16 protein-coding genes and 1 pseudogene are annotated in these 16,529 nt (G+C 63.7%); 7 read left to right on the top strand and 10 right to left on the bottom strand.

Annotated elements, in window-relative coordinates; all coding sequences use genetic code 11:
• Positions 1–211: 211 nt before the first annotated feature.
• The 3 genes from V6F88_RS16625 (at position 212) to V6F88_RS16615 (ending at position 4,330) form a co-directional block, all read left to right on the top strand.
• Positions 212–1,798 (top strand): sulfatase family protein, encoded by a 1,587-nt coding sequence (locus V6F88_RS16625; RefSeq protein ID WP_332610795.1) that lies wholly within the window; start codon positions 212–214, stop codon positions 1,796–1,798.
• A 305-nt stretch (positions 1,799–2,103) separates the two neighbouring features.
• On the top strand, positions 2,104–3,033 hold the full coding sequence (locus V6F88_RS16620; protein WP_332610794.1) for a Bug family tripartite tricarboxylate transporter substrate binding protein: 930 nt from the start codon (positions 2,104–2,106) through the stop codon (positions 3,031–3,033).
• A gap of 241 nt (positions 3,034–3,274) precedes the next feature.
• A complete protein-coding gene (locus tag V6F88_RS16615; RefSeq protein ID WP_332610793.1) occupies positions 3,275–4,330 on the top strand; it encodes a hypothetical protein in 1,056 nt (351 codons plus the stop codon).
• Positions 4,331–4,333: 3 nt separating this feature from the next.
• Here V6F88_RS16615 and V6F88_RS16610 read toward each other — a convergent pair whose 3' ends face one another.
• The 7 genes from V6F88_RS16610 to V6F88_RS16580 all read right to left on the bottom strand — a co-directional run bounded on the left by V6F88_RS16610 (position 4,334) and on the right by V6F88_RS16580 (position 11,811).
• A complete protein-coding gene (locus V6F88_RS16610; protein WP_332610792.1) occupies positions 4,334–5,479 on the bottom strand; it encodes a M48 family metallopeptidase in 1,146 nt (381 codons plus the stop codon).
• Positions 5,385–6,455: a YjgN family protein gene (locus V6F88_RS16605; RefSeq protein WP_332610791.1), complete on the bottom strand. Its 1,071-nt coding sequence runs from the start codon at positions 6,453–6,455 to the stop codon at positions 5,385–5,387. Before V6F88_RS16605 ends, V6F88_RS16610 begins: the two co-directional genes overlap by 95 nt.
• A gap of 175 nt (positions 6,456–6,630) precedes the next feature.
• A complete protein-coding gene (locus V6F88_RS16600) occupies positions 6,631–6,951 on the bottom strand; it encodes a DUF4148 domain-containing protein (RefSeq protein WP_332610789.1) in 321 nt (106 codons plus the stop codon).
• A 137-nt stretch (positions 6,952–7,088) separates the two neighbouring features.
• Positions 7,089–8,174, bottom strand: a complete 1,086-nt coding sequence (locus V6F88_RS16595; protein ID WP_332610787.1) for a LuxR C-terminal-related transcriptional regulator — start codon at positions 8,172–8,174, stop codon at positions 7,089–7,091.
• A 316-nt stretch (positions 8,175–8,490) separates the two neighbouring features.
• On the bottom strand, positions 8,491–9,588 hold the full coding sequence (locus V6F88_RS16590) for an ABC transporter substrate-binding protein (protein WP_332610786.1): 1,098 nt from the start codon (positions 9,586–9,588) through the stop codon (positions 8,491–8,493).
• A complete protein-coding gene (locus tag V6F88_RS16585) occupies positions 9,581–11,104 on the bottom strand; it encodes a sensor histidine kinase N-terminal domain-containing protein (protein ID WP_332610785.1) in 1,524 nt (507 codons plus the stop codon). Before V6F88_RS16585 ends, V6F88_RS16590 begins: the two co-directional genes overlap by 8 nt.
• A gap of 2 nt (positions 11,105–11,106) precedes the next feature.
• Positions 11,107–11,811, bottom strand: a complete 705-nt coding sequence (locus V6F88_RS16580) for a response regulator transcription factor (RefSeq protein WP_332610784.1) — start codon at positions 11,809–11,811, stop codon at positions 11,107–11,109.
• Between the two features lie 142 nt (positions 11,812–11,953).
• On the opposite strand from V6F88_RS16580, the gene V6F88_RS16575 reads away from it, so the two are divergent.
• Complete coding sequence (locus tag V6F88_RS16575; protein WP_332610874.1) at positions 11,954–13,342, top strand: CitMHS family transporter; 1,389 nt, start codon at positions 11,954–11,956, stop codon at positions 13,340–13,342.
• 37 nt (positions 13,343–13,379) lie between these two features.
• A complete protein-coding gene (locus V6F88_RS16570; RefSeq protein WP_332610782.1) occupies positions 13,380–14,120 on the top strand; it encodes an SDR family oxidoreductase in 741 nt (246 codons plus the stop codon).
• Positions 14,121–14,192: 72 nt separating this feature from the next.
• On the opposite strand, the gene V6F88_RS16565 is transcribed toward V6F88_RS16570, so the two are convergent.
• Both V6F88_RS16565 and V6F88_RS16560 read right to left on the bottom strand, forming a co-directional pair.
• A complete protein-coding gene (locus V6F88_RS16565; RefSeq protein WP_332610781.1) occupies positions 14,193–14,585 on the bottom strand; it encodes a type II toxin-antitoxin system HicB family antitoxin in 393 nt (130 codons plus the stop codon).
• 62 nt (positions 14,586–14,647) lie between these two features.
• Positions 14,648–14,827 (bottom strand): annotated as a pseudogene (locus V6F88_RS16560) (type II toxin-antitoxin system HicA family toxin); the annotation flags it as partial.
• A 119-nt stretch (positions 14,828–14,946) separates the two neighbouring features.
• Between V6F88_RS16560 and V6F88_RS16555 the strand changes: the two are divergent.
• Positions 14,947–15,288 carry a hypothetical protein gene (locus tag V6F88_RS16555; protein WP_332610778.1) on the top strand — a complete coding sequence of 114 codons (342 nt, stop codon included), beginning with the start codon at positions 14,947–14,949 and terminating at the stop codon, positions 15,286–15,288.
• 100 nt (positions 15,289–15,388) lie between these two features.
• Here V6F88_RS16555 and V6F88_RS16550 read toward each other — a convergent pair whose 3' ends face one another.
• Positions 15,389–15,835 (bottom strand): hypothetical protein, encoded by a 447-nt coding sequence (locus tag V6F88_RS16550; protein ID WP_332610777.1) that lies wholly within the window; start codon positions 15,833–15,835, stop codon positions 15,389–15,391.
• Positions 15,836–16,313: 478 nt separating this feature from the next.
• Here V6F88_RS16550 and V6F88_RS16545 point away from each other — a divergent pair, with 478 nt between their 5' ends.
• Positions 16,314–16,517 carry a cold-shock protein gene (locus V6F88_RS16545; RefSeq protein ID WP_006217928.1) on the top strand — a complete coding sequence of 68 codons (204 nt, stop codon included), beginning with the start codon at positions 16,314–16,316 and terminating at the stop codon, positions 16,515–16,517.
• The last annotated feature ends 12 nt before the right edge of the window (positions 16,518–16,529 follow it).

Genomic DNA, 16,529 nt, shown 5'->3' with positions numbered 1-16,529 from the left:
TGTTGAGATTTGGGATGGCTTGTAACGCCGCGGTCGGTTGGAAGGCCAATCGAATCTGATGGATACATGTGTGGGCCGCAAAACACAGAGTGAGCGGACCGGTGAATGGGTCCGACAACCGGGGCATCTCTCTGTTCGACGCGCAAACCGCTACGCACAATGGCCGCATCAACACAGCCATGCCGGCATGAGCCGCAGGCAAGGAGATCTGATGCAGCCCAACTTTCTGCTATTCATCACGGATCAGCAGCGTGCGGACCACGTAGGCAGTTACGGCAACGCCGTGCTGCGCACCCCGGCCCTGGACGCCCTGGCCACCCAAGGGTGGTCCGCCGACCGCTTCTACGTTGCCTCGCCGATCTGCATGCCCAACCGCGCGACGTTGATGACGGGCCGCATGCCGTCGGTGCACGGGGTGCGCCACAACGGCATCGCGCTATCGCAGCGCGCAACGACCTTTGTGGGACGGCTGCGCGACGCGGGCTATTCCACGGCGTTGATCGGCAAATCGCACCTGCAGAACATGACGGGCATCGGCCCCGCATGGCCACCGGCAGGCGCCGCCGCGACGCAAGGCGAGGCCTGGCAGCTTGATGCGGGTGACTACGACCAAGAGTGGGCTCCCAAGTGGCGAGCCGACCCGGGTCACGAGGTGCAGACGCCGTTCTACGGTTTTGACCACGTGCGCCTGGCGCTGGACCACGGCGATCAAATCGGCGGCCATTACGCGCGCTGGCTTGCCCGGCAGCATCCCGAGGCGCGGCGGCAGTGGGGGCCGGAGCACGCGTTGCCCACGCCGGACTTCATGCTGGCGCAACATCGGCAGGCGTGGCGCACTCGCGTTCCCGAAGAATGTTCCGCCACCGCCTACATCGGCGACCAAACCATCACACAGCTGCGCCGGCAGGCCGGCAGCCGTGCGCCTTTCTTTATCCAATGCTCGTTTCCCGATCCGCATCACCCGTACACGCCGCCGGGAAAGTACTGGGGCCAATATCGGCCGGAGGACGTAACGCTGCCGGTATCGTTTCACGCCAGCCGGGCTGCTCACCATCACCCGCCGCCGCACGTGGCCTGGCTGTATCGGCAGCGCGATCTGAACATGGCGGTCAAGCACACGCCCGCCGTGTTCGCCTGCACCGAACGCGAGGCGCGCGAGGCCATCGCGCTGAACTACGGGTCCATCAGCCATATCGATGCCACGATCGGCCGCGTCATGCAGGCGCTGAGCGAGACCGGGCTGGACGCCAACACCGTGGTGATCTTCACCAGTGACCATGGTGACTTTTTCGGCGATCACCAGCTGCTGTTCAAGGGGCCCATCCATTACCAGGGGCTGATCCGCACCCCGTTTATCTGGCGCGACCCGCACGCAGCGCCCGCCGCGCCGCGCAGCCGGGCGCTGTGCGCCACCCCCGATGTCGCTGCCACCGTGCTGGCCCGCGCCGGGCTGCCGCCCTACAACGGCCTGCAGGGCCAGTCGATGCTGCCGCTGATGTCCGGTGCGGTCGACACGCTGCGCGACGCCGTGCTGATCGAAGAAGAGGGGCAGCGCACGATGTTCGGCTTTCCCGGCCGCACGCGGATGCGCACGCTGCAAACGGCGCGCTATCGCCTGAGCGTATATGCCGATGCGGACTGGGGCGAACTGTACGACCTGCACGAAGACCCGCACGAACTTCGCAATCTGTGGCACGACCCCGCAGCCGAGGCGCGGCGCGGTGAACTGCTGATTGCGCTTTCGCAAACAATGATCCGCCATGCGGAAACCAGCCCCCACCCCACGGCCATTGCCTGAAGCATGGCCAAAGAAACGGCGGCCTGCCGGCCGCCGCCACACCGGAGAGCAACATGAGTAACCCGTTCAAGCGCTTGTGGTTTGTCACAGTCTCGTTTCTTGCTGGCCGTTTCGCCGCGGCGCCGCCTTTCTCTGCTTCTCCTGTCTCTGCTTCGCCTTTCTCTGCTTCGCCTGTCTCTGCTTCGCCTGCCTCTGCTTCGTTTTTCGGTGCTTCGCTTTCCCCCGCCCTGTTCTTCGCTGCTTCGCTTTTCGCAGTCCCGGCTTTCGGCGCCTTGCTTGTCGGCGCCTTGCTTGTTGCAGCCCCCGTGTCGACGGCCGGGGCCGCCCCGGCCGATTACCCATCCCGCCCCATCCGGCTCATCGTCAATTCCTCTCCGGCCGGGCCATTGGACATCGGCGCCCGAGCCATCGCGCTGTACGCCAGCAAACTGATGGGCCAGACGATCATTGTCGAGAACCGCCCGGGCGCGTCCGGCAACGTCGGTGCAAAGGCGGTGGCCAATGCCGCGCCCGATGGCTACACGCTCTTGATGACGCTGGACACGCTGATGACCGTCAACCCGCACGTCTTCAAGGACGCCGGTGACACCTACCTGCGGCTGCTGGACCCGCTTAGCATTGCCGGCAGCTTCGGTCTGGCACTGACGGTGCGGCCCGACCTGGGCGTCGCCACCGTGGATGAGTTTCTGCGTTATGCCCAGGCCAACCCGGTGACCTATTCGTCAGCCGGCTACGGCAGCCCGGGCAACCTGGCATTTGAAAAACTGAAGCTGGCCACCGGCATCAACATCACCCACATCCCGTTCCGGGGCAGCGCGGGCGCGGTCAACGCCTTGCTGGGCAACCAGATCCAGGCCGGCTTCCTGGCAGCGTCCGCGGTGCAAGCTCATGTGCAGGCAGGCAAAATGCGCGCGCTGGCCATCTCGGCTCGCGAACCGGACCCCGACCTGCCCGGCGTGCCGGCCCTGCGCAGCGTGGGCGTGCAATCGCTGCAAGATTTTGACGCAGCCTTCGCTTTCCTCATCATGGCGCCGCAAGGCATGCCGCCCGACATCGCCCGCAAATGGGATGAAAGCCTGGCGGCCGTCTACGCCATGCCGGAATTTTCACGCAGCATCGCAAGCCTGGGGCTGGGCGCGCCGTTCGCGGGTAGCGCCGGGGCCAGGGAATGGGTATCGGCGCAGATCGAGAACTGGGCCCAGGTGGTTGAGGGGGCGGGGATCAGGGGGGAGTAGGGAATAGGACATAGGGTATCGGGATAGGAATTACGCGGTAGGGAACAGGAGAAGGGAACAGGAGTAGGGAACAGGAGTAGGGAAAAAGGGAATGGGGGCAGGCACGCAGGAAAGGTCGGGAAACACCTGGCGGAGAGCGGCCTGCGGAGCGTGCCGCGTGCGCAATCATGTGCGGTGTTGCCAATGGAAGAATCCTCGTCTATGTTTCCGCGACCCCCTCCCAATATTCCAAAGGCCGCGCATGCCGACCCCTTTCGCCGATCTCGCCAGCGTCCTCTCCGTGCCCGTCCTATCCGCCGACGACCTGGATACCCTGGAGCAGTTCTTCGACCGCCCCGAAGTTCGCGCGTTCTATGCGCAGAGCCAAGACCCGGCTTACACGTCTGCGAACCTGTTGGCGTGCGCCACGCTCCTTCCTGACCTGCATCCGAACCGGGCATCGGCCCTGGCGTTGTTGTGTGGGTCGATGGTCGAAGATGGCGCCGACCCTGCCATTCTGTTCGACAGCCTGCACGCCATGCTTCGCCAGTGGCTGCGCGCGCTGCGACCCTATTGCGCGCAAGAGGTGGAAGAGGACGACGACGAGGTGGACGAGGCCGACCGCAAAGCGTGGGTCGACGCCCAGGCGGAACTGGCCGCCGTGCCGTTGGACACGCGTTGGGAAGTGGAATCCTTACAGCAGGCCGTTGACGTGCTTGTTCTGCCTATGATGGCGATGCTGATGCGCAGTCAGCGCAACCATGAGTCGTTTATCGCGGACACAAGCCTGATGGCGCTGCTGCACCCCATGGCCACGAACAACGACAGCTTTCCCTTTGAAGAGCTGCATTTTTTGTGGCTGGCATCGCAGATCAGTTATGTGGACGAGCTTGTGGTGGTCTTGCCGACGTCGAAAACCGGATTCGTGGCGCGGGCGCACGGCGTCAACAATAGTTTCCATGCTTTCACACTGCTGCAAATCTTGATTGGCGAGCATGCACAAGCCCTGCAAGTCAAACGCGAGATCGCCGCCCGCCAGCCGGACATGGACCGCGACTCGGCCGATTTCCAATGGCTGCAAGCCGGCGCCTACGCCGACGGTGAACTGACTCAGCCCATGTTGTGGGCCTGGGGCGAAGCAGCCTTGCGCCACAACATGGCGCGGCACGGCAGGCCCGTGCTGATTGCGCTGGAAACGGACGAGGGCACAAAACGAAACTGGTCCGGCTTTAACGGCGCCATCCACGACGCGCAAGCGCCATCGATGACGTTCAAGCGTTATTTGACGGCGGAAGAAGTCGCGTCTTACCTGGCTTGAGCGTCATCGCGGCCTTCGGTCGGCGTTTTGCTCTGCGGCCTGCTGCCGGATGCGTTGGACACGCTCTGGCGTTGAGGGGTGGGACGAAAGCCATGCGGGAATAATGCCGCCAGCCTCGGTAAGACCCTCCAGGCGTTCCAGAAAAAAGGCCAATGATTCCGGGTCTTTGCCGGCCTGCCGCATCAGCGCGACGCCGCGCGTGTCAGCTTCCCGTTCGAAGTTGCGCGAGAACGAAAGTTCAAGCAACCCCGCGCCGAACACGCCGACGTCGTTCGCCATGCTGCTGGCGTCGCCCGTCATCAACAGGACGACGGCTGATAGGCCCATGACGCGACCTAATTGCCGGACGCCATGCCGATGATCGACGTGGCCGATCTCATGGGCCAAGACACCCGCCAGCGCCTCGGGCGACTCCGCGAGCGCGACGAGTTCGTCCGTGATAATCACGTGGCCGCCCGGCAGGGCAAGGGCGTTGGCACCGACCAGCGAACCGCCGCGTCGAAACGCCAAGCTAAGGCTTTCCGGCGCGTTGGCATGCGTCTTCAACTCGTCGAACACGGCAAGAAGTGCCTGCCGTGTCGGAGCCGGCAGTTCAGAAGGGTGCAAGGCTATGCGGTCCAGAGCTTTCAGGGTGTTCACGCCGATATGCGCTTCGACCGCCTGAGGCAGAAACGCGGCGGCGGTGTCTCCAAGCCACGGCAGCGTCCAGCGCAGGCTGATGAAGAAGGCCAACGTGGCAACCACAACAAGCGATAACAGTGCAGGGCGCAAGCGTTCCAGTCGGGACAGCGGAATGACAAAAGCACCACCACGGCGGCGCACCAGACGGTCGACTTGATCGTTGTCGCGGGTTTCGAAGACGGACCCGTCGGGTAGCGTGGCGCGACGCGACGTCGAGCCGATTCGGCTTGTCCAACTTAGCGCACTCTTGGGCAGATCGCGGCGCGTTTCGCCGTCGTCCAGGCAGACGGACCCATGCTCGGGTACCGATAACGTAGCCATGCGGCAGGCGGATGCGCCTGCCGCAAAAAGCCGCCCATGCAAAAGGAAGGAGTCAGAGCGATGCAACGCTGCCGAAGCCTTCAAATTCGCTGAGTTCTCCGCCGAAACTGTCTGGTGAAGCACGTTGCTCGGAAGCAAAATTTTCAAGGCCGGACGCTGCATGCAGGGTGGTGCATTTCATCAGATAACGATGTTGGCGCACGCACGCCCAAGGATAGGCCAGCGTTAGCGACGCGGCGGTGGCGACGAGCCCGGAAGCGACGATCCAGGTATAGACGGCCGGGTCTACCTGACTCTGTAGCCGGTGTCCGCCATCGATGGTGGTTTGCGTAAGCAACTCGTTGCGCACGTAAACGCCGTAATGGACCGACGCAATAAACAGCGCAACATAAAGGTCCATCGCGGCCAGTGGAAGGCTCTCAGGCCCCCAAAGAACGATTGCCAGCAGCCCAGGCAACAGGGCGACGAAGAACAGCACCGCGCTACGGATCAGGCCGCCGTACATCGTGGATACCTTGGGCTGCGTGGTGAACCGCGCGCCACCAAAGCGATAGCCTTCAGAAAGATACTTGCCCAGCATCTTCGAATAGAACGGCGCCAGCAGCCCCAAAGACAGCATGACAAGGATGGGCATCAACATGAACAGCAGTAGCGCGCGGCCGTAGTTGCCCTGGAATTCAAATCTGACGTTGCGCCATGAGGTCATGTGCGCGTTAAAGCGCAGGCCGGCATTAATGGCGGCGGGCATTGCCAGCATCCAGATTAGCCAAAGTACCGGGAAGAGACTTGGGACGAAGTAGCTGATTGCGCTCATGATGCCGATTACGACGATCGCAATGATGCGCCCTTGCAATATTTGCAATGGGCTGGCGTGGTAGTCGAAAGCATGGCCGTCGATGGTCGTATTGCCGAGGAACCACCGTTTGGTGCGGACTTTAGCCCAGGCAGACCAGATGCCCAGGGTGACAACCGTAAGCAAGAGGTTGACGATCCAGAAGCCAAAGAACTCGCTAGCCGTACCGTGAAACGCTACCGGCATGGGCTGCAATGCCGGGGAATCGTGCAAAGGACGAACGCTAGCTCCGTCCGTTGGGAAGGCACGTACCGGGCCATGCTGAATCATCGCGTTCTCCGTGGGATGGGATCCGATAAAGCTGGGATCCTATCGAACGAAAATCTCCGGGTACATCTGATGATTCTGAAATTGCTTGACTATCGATGGCACCGCGCCGACGGCACGGGGCCGGCGTCGTGCGACTGGCGACCGGCGGCCGTGCCGTCAAGAGCCGTCTCCAGCCCTACCACTTGCCCGTACTTTGCGACTGCATGGGCGGCACGGCATTGCTGGGGTGCACCGTGTCCACGTACTTCCTGTAGCTGGCGATGTATTCCGGGCTGTTGATGTCCGGCGTGTTGTCGCTATTCCAGTTTTTTTCGACGCCGGATTCGCGCCACGCGGCCAGGTCGCGCATGACATCGTCGCGGCTGAGAGCAACGTTGGGGCCCGGCATGGCGGTGGCGGGCGCGACGGCCTGCTGCGCGTGGGCGGGGCCGGACAGCAGGGTGGCCGCGATCAAGGCGGCGGGGGCAAGGGCGCTGAACAATTGAATCGTCTTCATGATGAATCCTTAATAACGAGAGCGACCCCTCCCTCTCATGGCTTCGGACACATCGTAGGGCCGCATGGGTGCCCACCGCATACCCAAGATTGATTACGCCTGCTCGGGCCGACCGGTCGGCTACCGGGGGCGGGGTGCTACAGCAGCGAGGCCAGCCTGACCAGTTCCGCCTGCCGGCTGCATTCCATCTTGTTGAGCAGGGACGCGACCTGTTTGCGTACCGTCAGCACCGATGATTGGCGCAGCGTGGCGATCTCTTCGACACTGTGGCCGGCGGCCAGGCCCGCCAGCACGGCGGCTTCGGCGTGGGTGATGGCGAACACGGATTCCAGCTTGTCCACGTCGGGCATGGCGAATGCACTTTTGCGGCGCAGGCGGGCCAGCAGCAGGCGGCCGCCGATCAGGCTCAATGAATCGGGCGCGACGCTGATGTCCATCCAATGGAATTCGCCCCAGCCCGTGGTGGTGGCCAGTGACCGGGAATGGCCATCGCGAATGGCGGCGGCGCAATGGGCATCGAACAGACGCTGGCATTTGGAATCGGCATGGCGCAGCTTGCCGCCCTGAACCCGCCAGCCGCGCGCGTCGTCCAGCAGCTGTCGGGCCAGCGCCGACATCTTGTTGACCATGCCGTCCCGGTTGATGAGCAGCACCGCCTCGTTAACTTCCGAGAATGCGCTTTCCACCGACTTCCAACCAATGGACAACGCCTTTTCCCGCTGACCCAACTGGCTTTGCAGCGTGCGGAAGTACTGCCCGAAATTGCCGGACTGCAAGCGTTCGCTGGCCTTGGGGTCAACCGTTGAACGCTGGAACCCGATCGAGGCGTGCAGCACGGCGTTGGATTCGACGATCAGCGACAGAATTTGCGCCATGCGGTGCTTGAGCATGAAGTCGGCGTAGAACTCGGTGCGTTGCAATTGTGAACGGCTGTACATGCGTGCCGTGTCAAGCCACGTGCCGGCCGGCGCATGCCGCGAATCGCGTTCCAGCACGTCGTGACGGTAGTAGTGCCCTTGGTAGTCGGCAAAGCAGGCGTCCGAAAAACCGATCGCGGACAGGTTTGAAAGGTGGTTGCGTGCGTCAAAGACGATCAGCGTGCCGCTGTCGGCGCCTACCAGGTCGCGCGCGGTGCGCAGAATGTCCTGCCAGGGGGGATCCGGATCAGTCAGATGTTGTACGGCGTCCATCGCGCGCGTGAAGACAAGCTGAGGCTCGACCATGGTGCGTCTCCAACGGGGCTGAATCGCAAAGGCGTTGCTGCGCGCCGCCAGGGGGCGGCTGCGGGCGCGGCTACGGGTGCGGCTACGGGAGCCGGTACGGTGCTGCCTTGCCATCGCGCGGCGGCCATGCGCCGGCGGAAAGCGGATCAGTGCGGGGACGGCGTTGGAGAAAGCAGGTGGGTGCCGTTGGCCCGAGCGGAAATTATGCTCGCGAATTTGTGATCAGTGGGCAAATTCCATAGGCCTGCATGGCCGCCGCCACGCCATGCGTGCACCAACGGTGCACGCGCACCGGGTCAATTCCATCAACACGCATTCAGCGCGCGTCGGTGGGCGCAAGAATGGCCGCGCGCCAGAGATCCAGGAAGTGGCGCTTTTTCAGCGCATCCAGATACACCAGCAGGCCGACGCCCAACGCCATGGGGCGCACGCCCGCTTCAGCGATGACCGACGCGTTGACGGGCCGCATGCCGGATTGCTTGGCCAGCATCTCTTGCCCACGCGGAGAAAGCAGATAGTCCAGCAGCAATGCGCCCAGGTCGCCGCGCGGCGCCTGCCTGGGAATGATGGCGGACCGCGACAGCATCAGCGTGTAGTCCTGCGGATAGATGATGGCAAGCCTGGCGCCCTGATCGATACGGTGGCGCGTGTAGGATTCCAGCAGGTTGTACGCCAGCGTTACTTCGCCGCGCTCCAGCTTGTCCAGCGCGTCTTCGGTGGATTGGTGCGTGGTGACCCCGTTGCGGCCGAACGCGGCCAGCAGTGCGCCGGCCATGCTGTCCAGCCGCGTGTCCTGCGTGGCGGCCAGATAGCCGATGCCGCTGCCTTGCACGTCGTATGTCGATATGCTTTGCGCCAATGGCCGGTCGGGCGCCTGCAACAGGGACAGCAGCTCGCGGCGCGTGTGCGGTGCGCGCGCGGCATCCAGTTTGTCGGTGTTGTAGACCATCACAATTGGGTCCGTGCCGATGCTGAATACCTCGTCGCGCCAATTCGCCCAGGCGGGCAGGGCGCGGGTCTGCGGTGAGACATGGGCTTGGGCGTAGCCGTCGTTCACAAGCTTCGTCTGCAAATCCATGGCGCTGCTGATGATCAGGTCGGGGCCGCGTTTGTTCGGCGCGTCCCGGCTCGCGCGATCCACCGTGTCCTGGTACAGCTGCTGCGTGGATAGCTCGGTGTATTCCAGGCGGATGCCTGGGTTCAACCGGCTAAAGTCCTCCAGCACGCCCTTGAAGACCTGCACGCTGTTGGACGCGTGCAGGACCAGTACCTGCGAGCTATCGGCCGGGCCCAGCGTAAGGCCGTCGCGGCTGACTTCGGCGGCCTGCGTGGCGGTATTGCCGGCGCAAAGCAGCAGCAGGGCAGCCGCGCCAAGCAGCCGTTTGGCCCAATGCCAGGCGCGTGGGTCAAGCATCGCGACGCTCCGCCGGCAAGACGATCACCGCGTCCAGACCGCCGCCCACTCGGTTGCTGAGGCTGAGCGTGCCCTGATGAATATCGACGACACGCTTGACGATGGACAGGCCCAGGCCCGCGCCGGGCGTGCGGGGATTGGGGCCACGGGCAAAGCGCTCGAAGGCGGTGTTGGCAAGGGCGGGTGGGATGCCCGGCCCGTGGTCGGCAACGGTGACGCGCCAGCCGCCGCCGTGGTGGTCCAGCGTGATGTCGATGCGGCCGTGGGCAGAGGCGTCGGTGTTGCCGTCGAGGTGGCCCTCAGTGCTGCCCTCGGTGCTGCCATCGATGCTGCCCTCGGTGCTGACATCGCCGGCCCCGCCGCGCATCACGCGCGCATCCCCCAGTCGGGAAGATCCGTGGCGCAGTGCGTTGTCGATCAGGTTCTTGAGCGCTTCGCGCAGCATCAGGCTGTCGCCCATGACGCGCGGTGCCGGGTTTGCACCCGTGGCGGGCAGGTGCAGGCGCACATCGGGAATGGGATCGGCTTGCGGCACGGTGTCGTAGGTGGCCTGGCGCAGCAGCTCGGCAAGGTCCACGGGCTGGAACTGCTTGACGTTGCTGCGATGGATGACGCTGGCGTCACTAAGCAGCTGGTTGACCAGCCGCGACAGCTTTTCAGCGTTGCGCAGCACTGCCAACAGGCTGCGGCGCTGCTCGCCCGGGTCTTCTTCGTCCAGCGCCACTTCCATCTGGGCGTGTAGCGCGGCAAGCGGCGTGCGCAACTGGTGCGCGGCTTCGGCAATGAACAGGCGCAGCGTGTCCAGGTTGTCGGACAGGCGCGCCATGAAGCCGTCCAGCGATTGCACCAGGGTGTCCAGTTCTTCGGGCACGGGCGCGGCGATGGGGTGCAGGTCGGACGCACTGCGGGCGGCCAGTTCCCGTTCGATGCGCTGGATAGGCGACAAGGAACGCCGTAGCCCCCAATAGGCCAGCGCCAGCGCCGCACCGGTGAACCCGATCAGCGCCAGGGTGCCTTGCCACAGGATGCTGTCGGCCAGCGCGTTGCGCGCTTCGCGCGTTTGCGCCACCTGAATCACGGCGGCCTCGGCGTTGCGCGGGCCGGCGATCTTGCGTTCCATCCACGCGACGCGCACGGGCTCGCCCTGGTAGCGGGACGTGTATAGCTGCGGCGTATCGGCCGTGTCGTTACGCTGGGGCTCGGCGGGCAGGTCGGCATAACCGGAAACCAGCGCGCCGGCTGCGGTCGCAACGCGATAGAACACCCGGTCGCGTGGGGCCTGTTCCAGCAAGGCCAAGGCGGCATAGGGCATGTCCATCTGCCATTCGCCTTGCACCAGTTGCAGGCTATCGGCCATGGACAGGACCGAGGCGCGCAGCAGTTGATCGTAAGTGGTGTCGGCGGTTTGCTGGGCGTAGCCGCGTACCAGCAGGTACAGCACGGCCAGGCCGACGGCGAACAGGCCCAACAGCATGGCAAGCAAGCGGCGGCGGACTGAAATGCGGCCAGGCTGCACGGTCAGTCCTGCTGCGGGCCGGGTGAGGGGCTGTCCGGCGGCGTTGTCGACGTCAGCAGGTAACCCGTGCCGCGCTGTGTTTCGATGCGCAGCGGAGACCCTTCCAGCTTGCGGCGCAGGCGGGCGATGTAGACCTCGATGGCGTTGGGCGCGGCATCGTCATCGAAGGCGAACAGCTTGTTGGCGATCTCTGTTTTGCTGACGGCGCGGTTCATCCCGGCCAACAGGATTTCCAGCAGGCTGTATTCGCGCTTGGGCAGGTCGATGCGCTGTCCGGCCAGCGACACATGGCGCGCGGCGCTGTCGATGACAAGCTCGCCAAAGCGCTGCACGCCGGTGGCCTGGGCGATGGGGCGGCGCAGCAGGGCGCGGCAGCGGGCTTCCAGTTCGCGGAAGTCAAAGGGCTTGGCCAGGTAGTCGTCGGCGCCGGTATCCAGGGCGTGAACCCGGTCTTCGATGTCGATGCGCGCGGTCAGCGCCAGAACGGGCGTTTTGCTGCCACGGTCGCGCAGCCGGTGCAGGATGTCAAAACCCGACATGCGAGGCAGGCCGATGTCCAGGATGACGAGATCGAAGGTTTCGTATTGCAGCACGCCATCGGCGCTGAGCCCGTCGCGTTGAAGGTCCACGGCGTGGCCAAGACGGCGCAACCGGCGGACAAGGGCGTCGGCCAGATCCTCGTCGTCTTCGATTACCAGGATGCGCATCGGCCGATTGTAGCTGCCTGGAGCGGGCCGATTTTCGGGCTTCCCGGGGGTGGGGCGTCGGGTTGAAACAGCGCGCCGGATTTCAAAAAACGACAGGTTCCAGACAGCTTTTATTCCTAGTCTTCGGCTCCTGCTTCCCTTGCTGGAAGCTGCGTCAAACATAACAACGACTAGTCGGAGATACCCCCTCATGCTTCTGACCCTGCTTGGCTTCGGCATGGTGATCACGTTCATGACGCTGATCATGACCAAGCGCCTGTCGCCGTTGGTCGCCCTTATCCTTGTCCCTATTATTTTTGCGTTGCTGGGCGGTTTTGGCGCCGGCATCGACAAGATGATGCTGGACGGTATCCGCAAGATCGCGCCCACGGGCGTGATGCTGATGTTTGCCATCCTGTACTTCGGGGTGATGATCGATGCGGGCCTGTTCGACCCCATCGTCGGCCGCATCCTGCGCGCGGTGAAGGGCGACCCCTTGAAAATCGTGGTGGGCACCACGGTGCTGGCGCTGGTGATCTCGCTGGACGGCGATGGCTCGACCACCTACATGATCGTGGTGGCTTCGATGCTGCCCCTGTATCGCCGTCTGAAGATGAACGCGCTGTCCATGACCTGCCTGGCGATGCTGGCCAGCGGCATCATGAACCTGACGCCGTGGGGCGGGCCGACGGCGCGCGCGGCCAGCGCGCTGCACGTGGACGCGGGGGATATCTTCATCCCGCTGGTGCCGGTGATGGGCGTGGCCATCGTCTCGCTGCTGATGTTGGCGTTCTTCCTGGGCCTGAAGGAACGCCGTCGCCTGGGCGTGCTGTCGCTGCCCGACGGCGCATCGCTGCATGCCGGCTATGACGAGGACGGCCCCAAGAACCTGCCCGAGATCGACGTCGATCACGACCTGCGCCGCCCCAAGCTGCTGTGGGTGAACGCCGGCTTGACGCTGGCGCTGATGGTCAGCCTGGTGATGAACATCCTGCCGCTGCCGGTGCTGTTCATGATTGCGTTCGCGATTGCGCTGATCATCAACTATCCGAACCTGGCCGAACAGCGCCGCCGCGTCGCGCAGCATGCGGGCAACGTGCTGTCGGTGGTGTCGCTGATCTTCGCGGCGGGAATCTTCACGGGAATCCTGTCCGGCACGGGCATGGTGGAAGCCATGTCCCGCAGCCTGCTGGCCGTGATCCCGGACGCGATGGGCCCTTACCTGGCGGGCATCACCGCGCTGGTCAGCCTGCCGTTCACGTTTTTCATGTCGAACGATGCCTTCTACTTCGGCGTGCTGCCGATCCTGAGCGAAGCCGCGCAGGGCTATGGCATTTCGGCGGTGGAAATGGCGCGCGCGTCCCTCATCGGCCAGCCGGTGCACTTGCTGAGCCCGCTGGTGCCGTCCACCTACCTGCTGGTGGGCTTGGCCGGCGTGGAATTTGGCGATCACCAGCGCTATGCGCTCAAGTGGGCCACCTTGGTCTGCATGGTGATGCTGGTTGCCGCCCTGGCGTTCGGCCTGTTCCCGCTGATGGGATCGGTTGGTTGAATCGCGGCGCACGCCGCACGTTGATAAAGGAAGGGTCATGGCTTTGCGTATCGCTTATGTCACCAGCGGAATGGGCCACACGGGCACCGCGATCTGCCAGGCGCTGCATCGCGCTGGCCACCGCGTGGTGGCCGGCTGCGGGCCGCGTTCGTCGCGCCGCGATAGTTGGTTGAAAGAGCAGAAGTCCCTGGGGTATGACTTCGTCGCTTCCGAGGGCGACGCCACGGACTGGGCGTCCACCGAAGCGGCGTTCGACAAGGTGCGGCGCGAAGTCGGCGAGATCGATGTGCTGGTCAACAACGCCGGCTCCACGCTGGACATGCGCTTTCGCCAGATGAGCTATGCCGACTGGTCGGCCGTCTTGCGCAGCAACCTGGACACGCTGTTCAACAGCACCAAGCAGGTGGTGGACAGCATGGCCGACCGGGGCTGGGGACGCGTCATCAACATCGGGTCGGTGGCGGCGGAAAAAGGCCAGATCGGGCAGATCAACACTGCCACGGCCAAAGGCGCGGTGATCGGCTTTACGCGGTCGCTGGCCCAGGAAGTGGCGGCGCGCGGCGTGACGGTAAACCTGGTGTCGCCCGGCTTCATCGCCGACGATACCGTCAAGGCATTTCCCCCGGCGCTGCTGGACCGCATCATCGAAAGCGTGCCCGTCGGCCGGCTTGGCACCGCGCAGGACCTGGCGGGCCTGTGCGCCTGGCTGGCCTCGGACGAGGCCGCCTTCGTAACGGGCGCCAACTACGCCATCAACGGCGGCGTTTATATGAGTTGAGTTGACGTGGGCCCGCGCGCGGGACAGGCCTGGTCGGGCCAGCTTGCAAGTCTGGCCCGGGCGCGCCCGGGTTCAGTGCGTCAAGGCCAGCTGCGCGATGTAGCCCGATCGGCTTTCGCCGGCGGCGCGGGCCTTCGCATCGATTCTGGCCAGGATGCGGCGCGGCAGCGTGATATTGACTCGTTCGATCGTGTCGTCCATCACGGCGGGGTCGATGTCGACAATGGCCCAGACCCACCCCGCGAATTCCGGATTGGCTTGATGAGCCGCGATGCTTCCCGGGGGCGGCACGGCGGCGCCAGTGTGCAGTGCTGTTTCGATCCAGAGCTCTATCGCTTCTTTGGCATTTTCGATGGCATCGTCAATGCCCGTGTCGGATGCGGAATAGCAGCCAGGCAGATCCGGTACGACCACGCCCCACGCTTGCGTGTCGCTGCCGGGCTCTATGGCGATCGGGTATTTCATGAGTTTCCTTGGTAAGCCTTGAAGAAACCAAAGGCGCCAGCCGTAGCGCCGCGAGCGGTCTGCTTCAGTCCTGCCTGCGTCAGCAGCTTGGCGACCAAGCCGATTCCCAAATCCTTTTTCGGATGGGGCACGCTGATATGTCCGGGCTTTTGCGGGTGGACATAAATGTGATGCGAGCCTCTCGCGTTGCGGTAGACCGAACCCGCCAGGCGGAGCTGTCTGATGATTTCGCGGCTGTCCATGATGTGTACCATGCACATCGGAAAGTTGAAAAGGCCGCCAACTGGGACAAACAGGTCCTGGTGTGATGACAGCCCTATGCCAAAATGCACGCCGTTCAACAGTTCAACAGGAGCGGTTCATGCGGCGTATGGGGTGGGCAGTGGCGGGGGTTTTTGTATTGGCGGGGCTTGCCGGTTGTGGCAAGAAGAACGAGTACCCCGAAGGCATACGCCTTGTGACCTATAGCTCGTGCGTGGAAGGCTTCAAGAAAAGCGCCGGGGCGTTGCCAGATGTGGACGCGCGTTCGGCAGCGTATTGCAGCTGCGTGCTGGACGGCTTGCAGAAGTCGGTGCCGCTCAACGACTACACCGCGTATGACCGGATGCTGGTCACGAACGAAAAAGGTCCCGAGCGTGACCGCATCGAAAAGCTGGTCAATAGCGTGGTCAATATGTGCGTGGAAACGCAGATCAAGAAGTAAGCCCGGCAAGCCGGGCAGGGCGTTTGCCGGCCGGGCGGCCGGCGATCCGGCGGCCGGCGATCCGGCGGCCGGCGATCCGGCGGGCTGAAGGCGTAGTGGCCTAGCGGCCCAGCTTCATCGACACGTCGGTGTGCGTGCCCCGGTCCAGGTCGGCGCCTAATGGCTGGTCCCAGTCGGACAGGTTCAACAGTTCCGTGCTGACTTCGCCGGCTTCGATGCGGCGCGCGATGTCGTCCAGCAGCAGCGTGCGGGTAGCGAACCCCTTGCCTTGCAGGTCGCGCGCAAACAGGCGGTAAGTCAGGTTGGGCTCTTCGCCCTTCATGACGCCCAGATTAAGAATGCGGCCTTGTTCATTGCGCATCAGCAGATGCCCGGGGCGGGCATAGATGCGGTAGATGCGCCACGGCGATGAGACAGCGGCATGGTCGCGCGCCACATTGCGCTGGCCGTCCCGACGCGGGGGCTCACCTCGGGGCGCAGGCGCGGACGGAAGCAGCTTGACGCAGGCGTTGGCGAATCGGGCGATAGACTTTTTGAGTGCGCTCACGCCGGATTCACGATTCGCACGGTTGTGCGAGCTGAGCCGGTGGCGATTTCGCGCGCGGAATAATCCGCAAGCGGGCGGATTTGCGCGGTGCGCGGGCAACGATGACGCATGGCCATACTCCTGTATGGCGATACGGCGAGGCGACGCACGTTCAAAGCACCATGGCGCGAGCATACGCGCTTTATCGTTCGCGCGTATGCGCGAGAGCGCCAAGGACGAAAAACGGCGCTTAATACGCGGCTAACCGTTGGCATCATTTTGTCTTTAATCGAGCGTTATTCACCGCGCGCGGGATGAATCCAGTAATTGGAAACGCCAATTGACTTTGCCGACCGCTGCACCCATAGTGGGATTGAAGCTTTTCGAGCATCGTGATTTTCGTCCGGTCTTGCTGCCCACGTGGCGCTACATTGTTCGCTGTCCTTTCCTTGATAGGCTCATCTTCGCGGGCAGTGCCCGCATTTAAAGGAATGAGATTATGGAAACCGGAATCGTGAAGTGGTTTAACGACGCAAAAGGATTTGGCTTCATCATGCCCGAGAATGGCGGCAAGGATTTATTTGCACACTTCTCGGAAATCGTGAGCGACGGACACAAAGTTCTGGTTGAAAACCAGCGCGTCAGCTACGTGACCGCACAGGGCGCCAAAGGCCCCCACGCCACTCAAATCCGCGCTCTGTGAATAAAGGCCCAT

It is taken from the genome of Achromobacter sp. ESBL13 (assembly GCF_036668755.1).
GTDB lineage: Bacteria > Pseudomonadota > Gammaproteobacteria > Burkholderiales > Burkholderiaceae_B > Achromobacter.
Note: the sequence above shows the minus strand (reverse complement) of the source record. Positions and strands in the feature narration are given on the sequence as shown.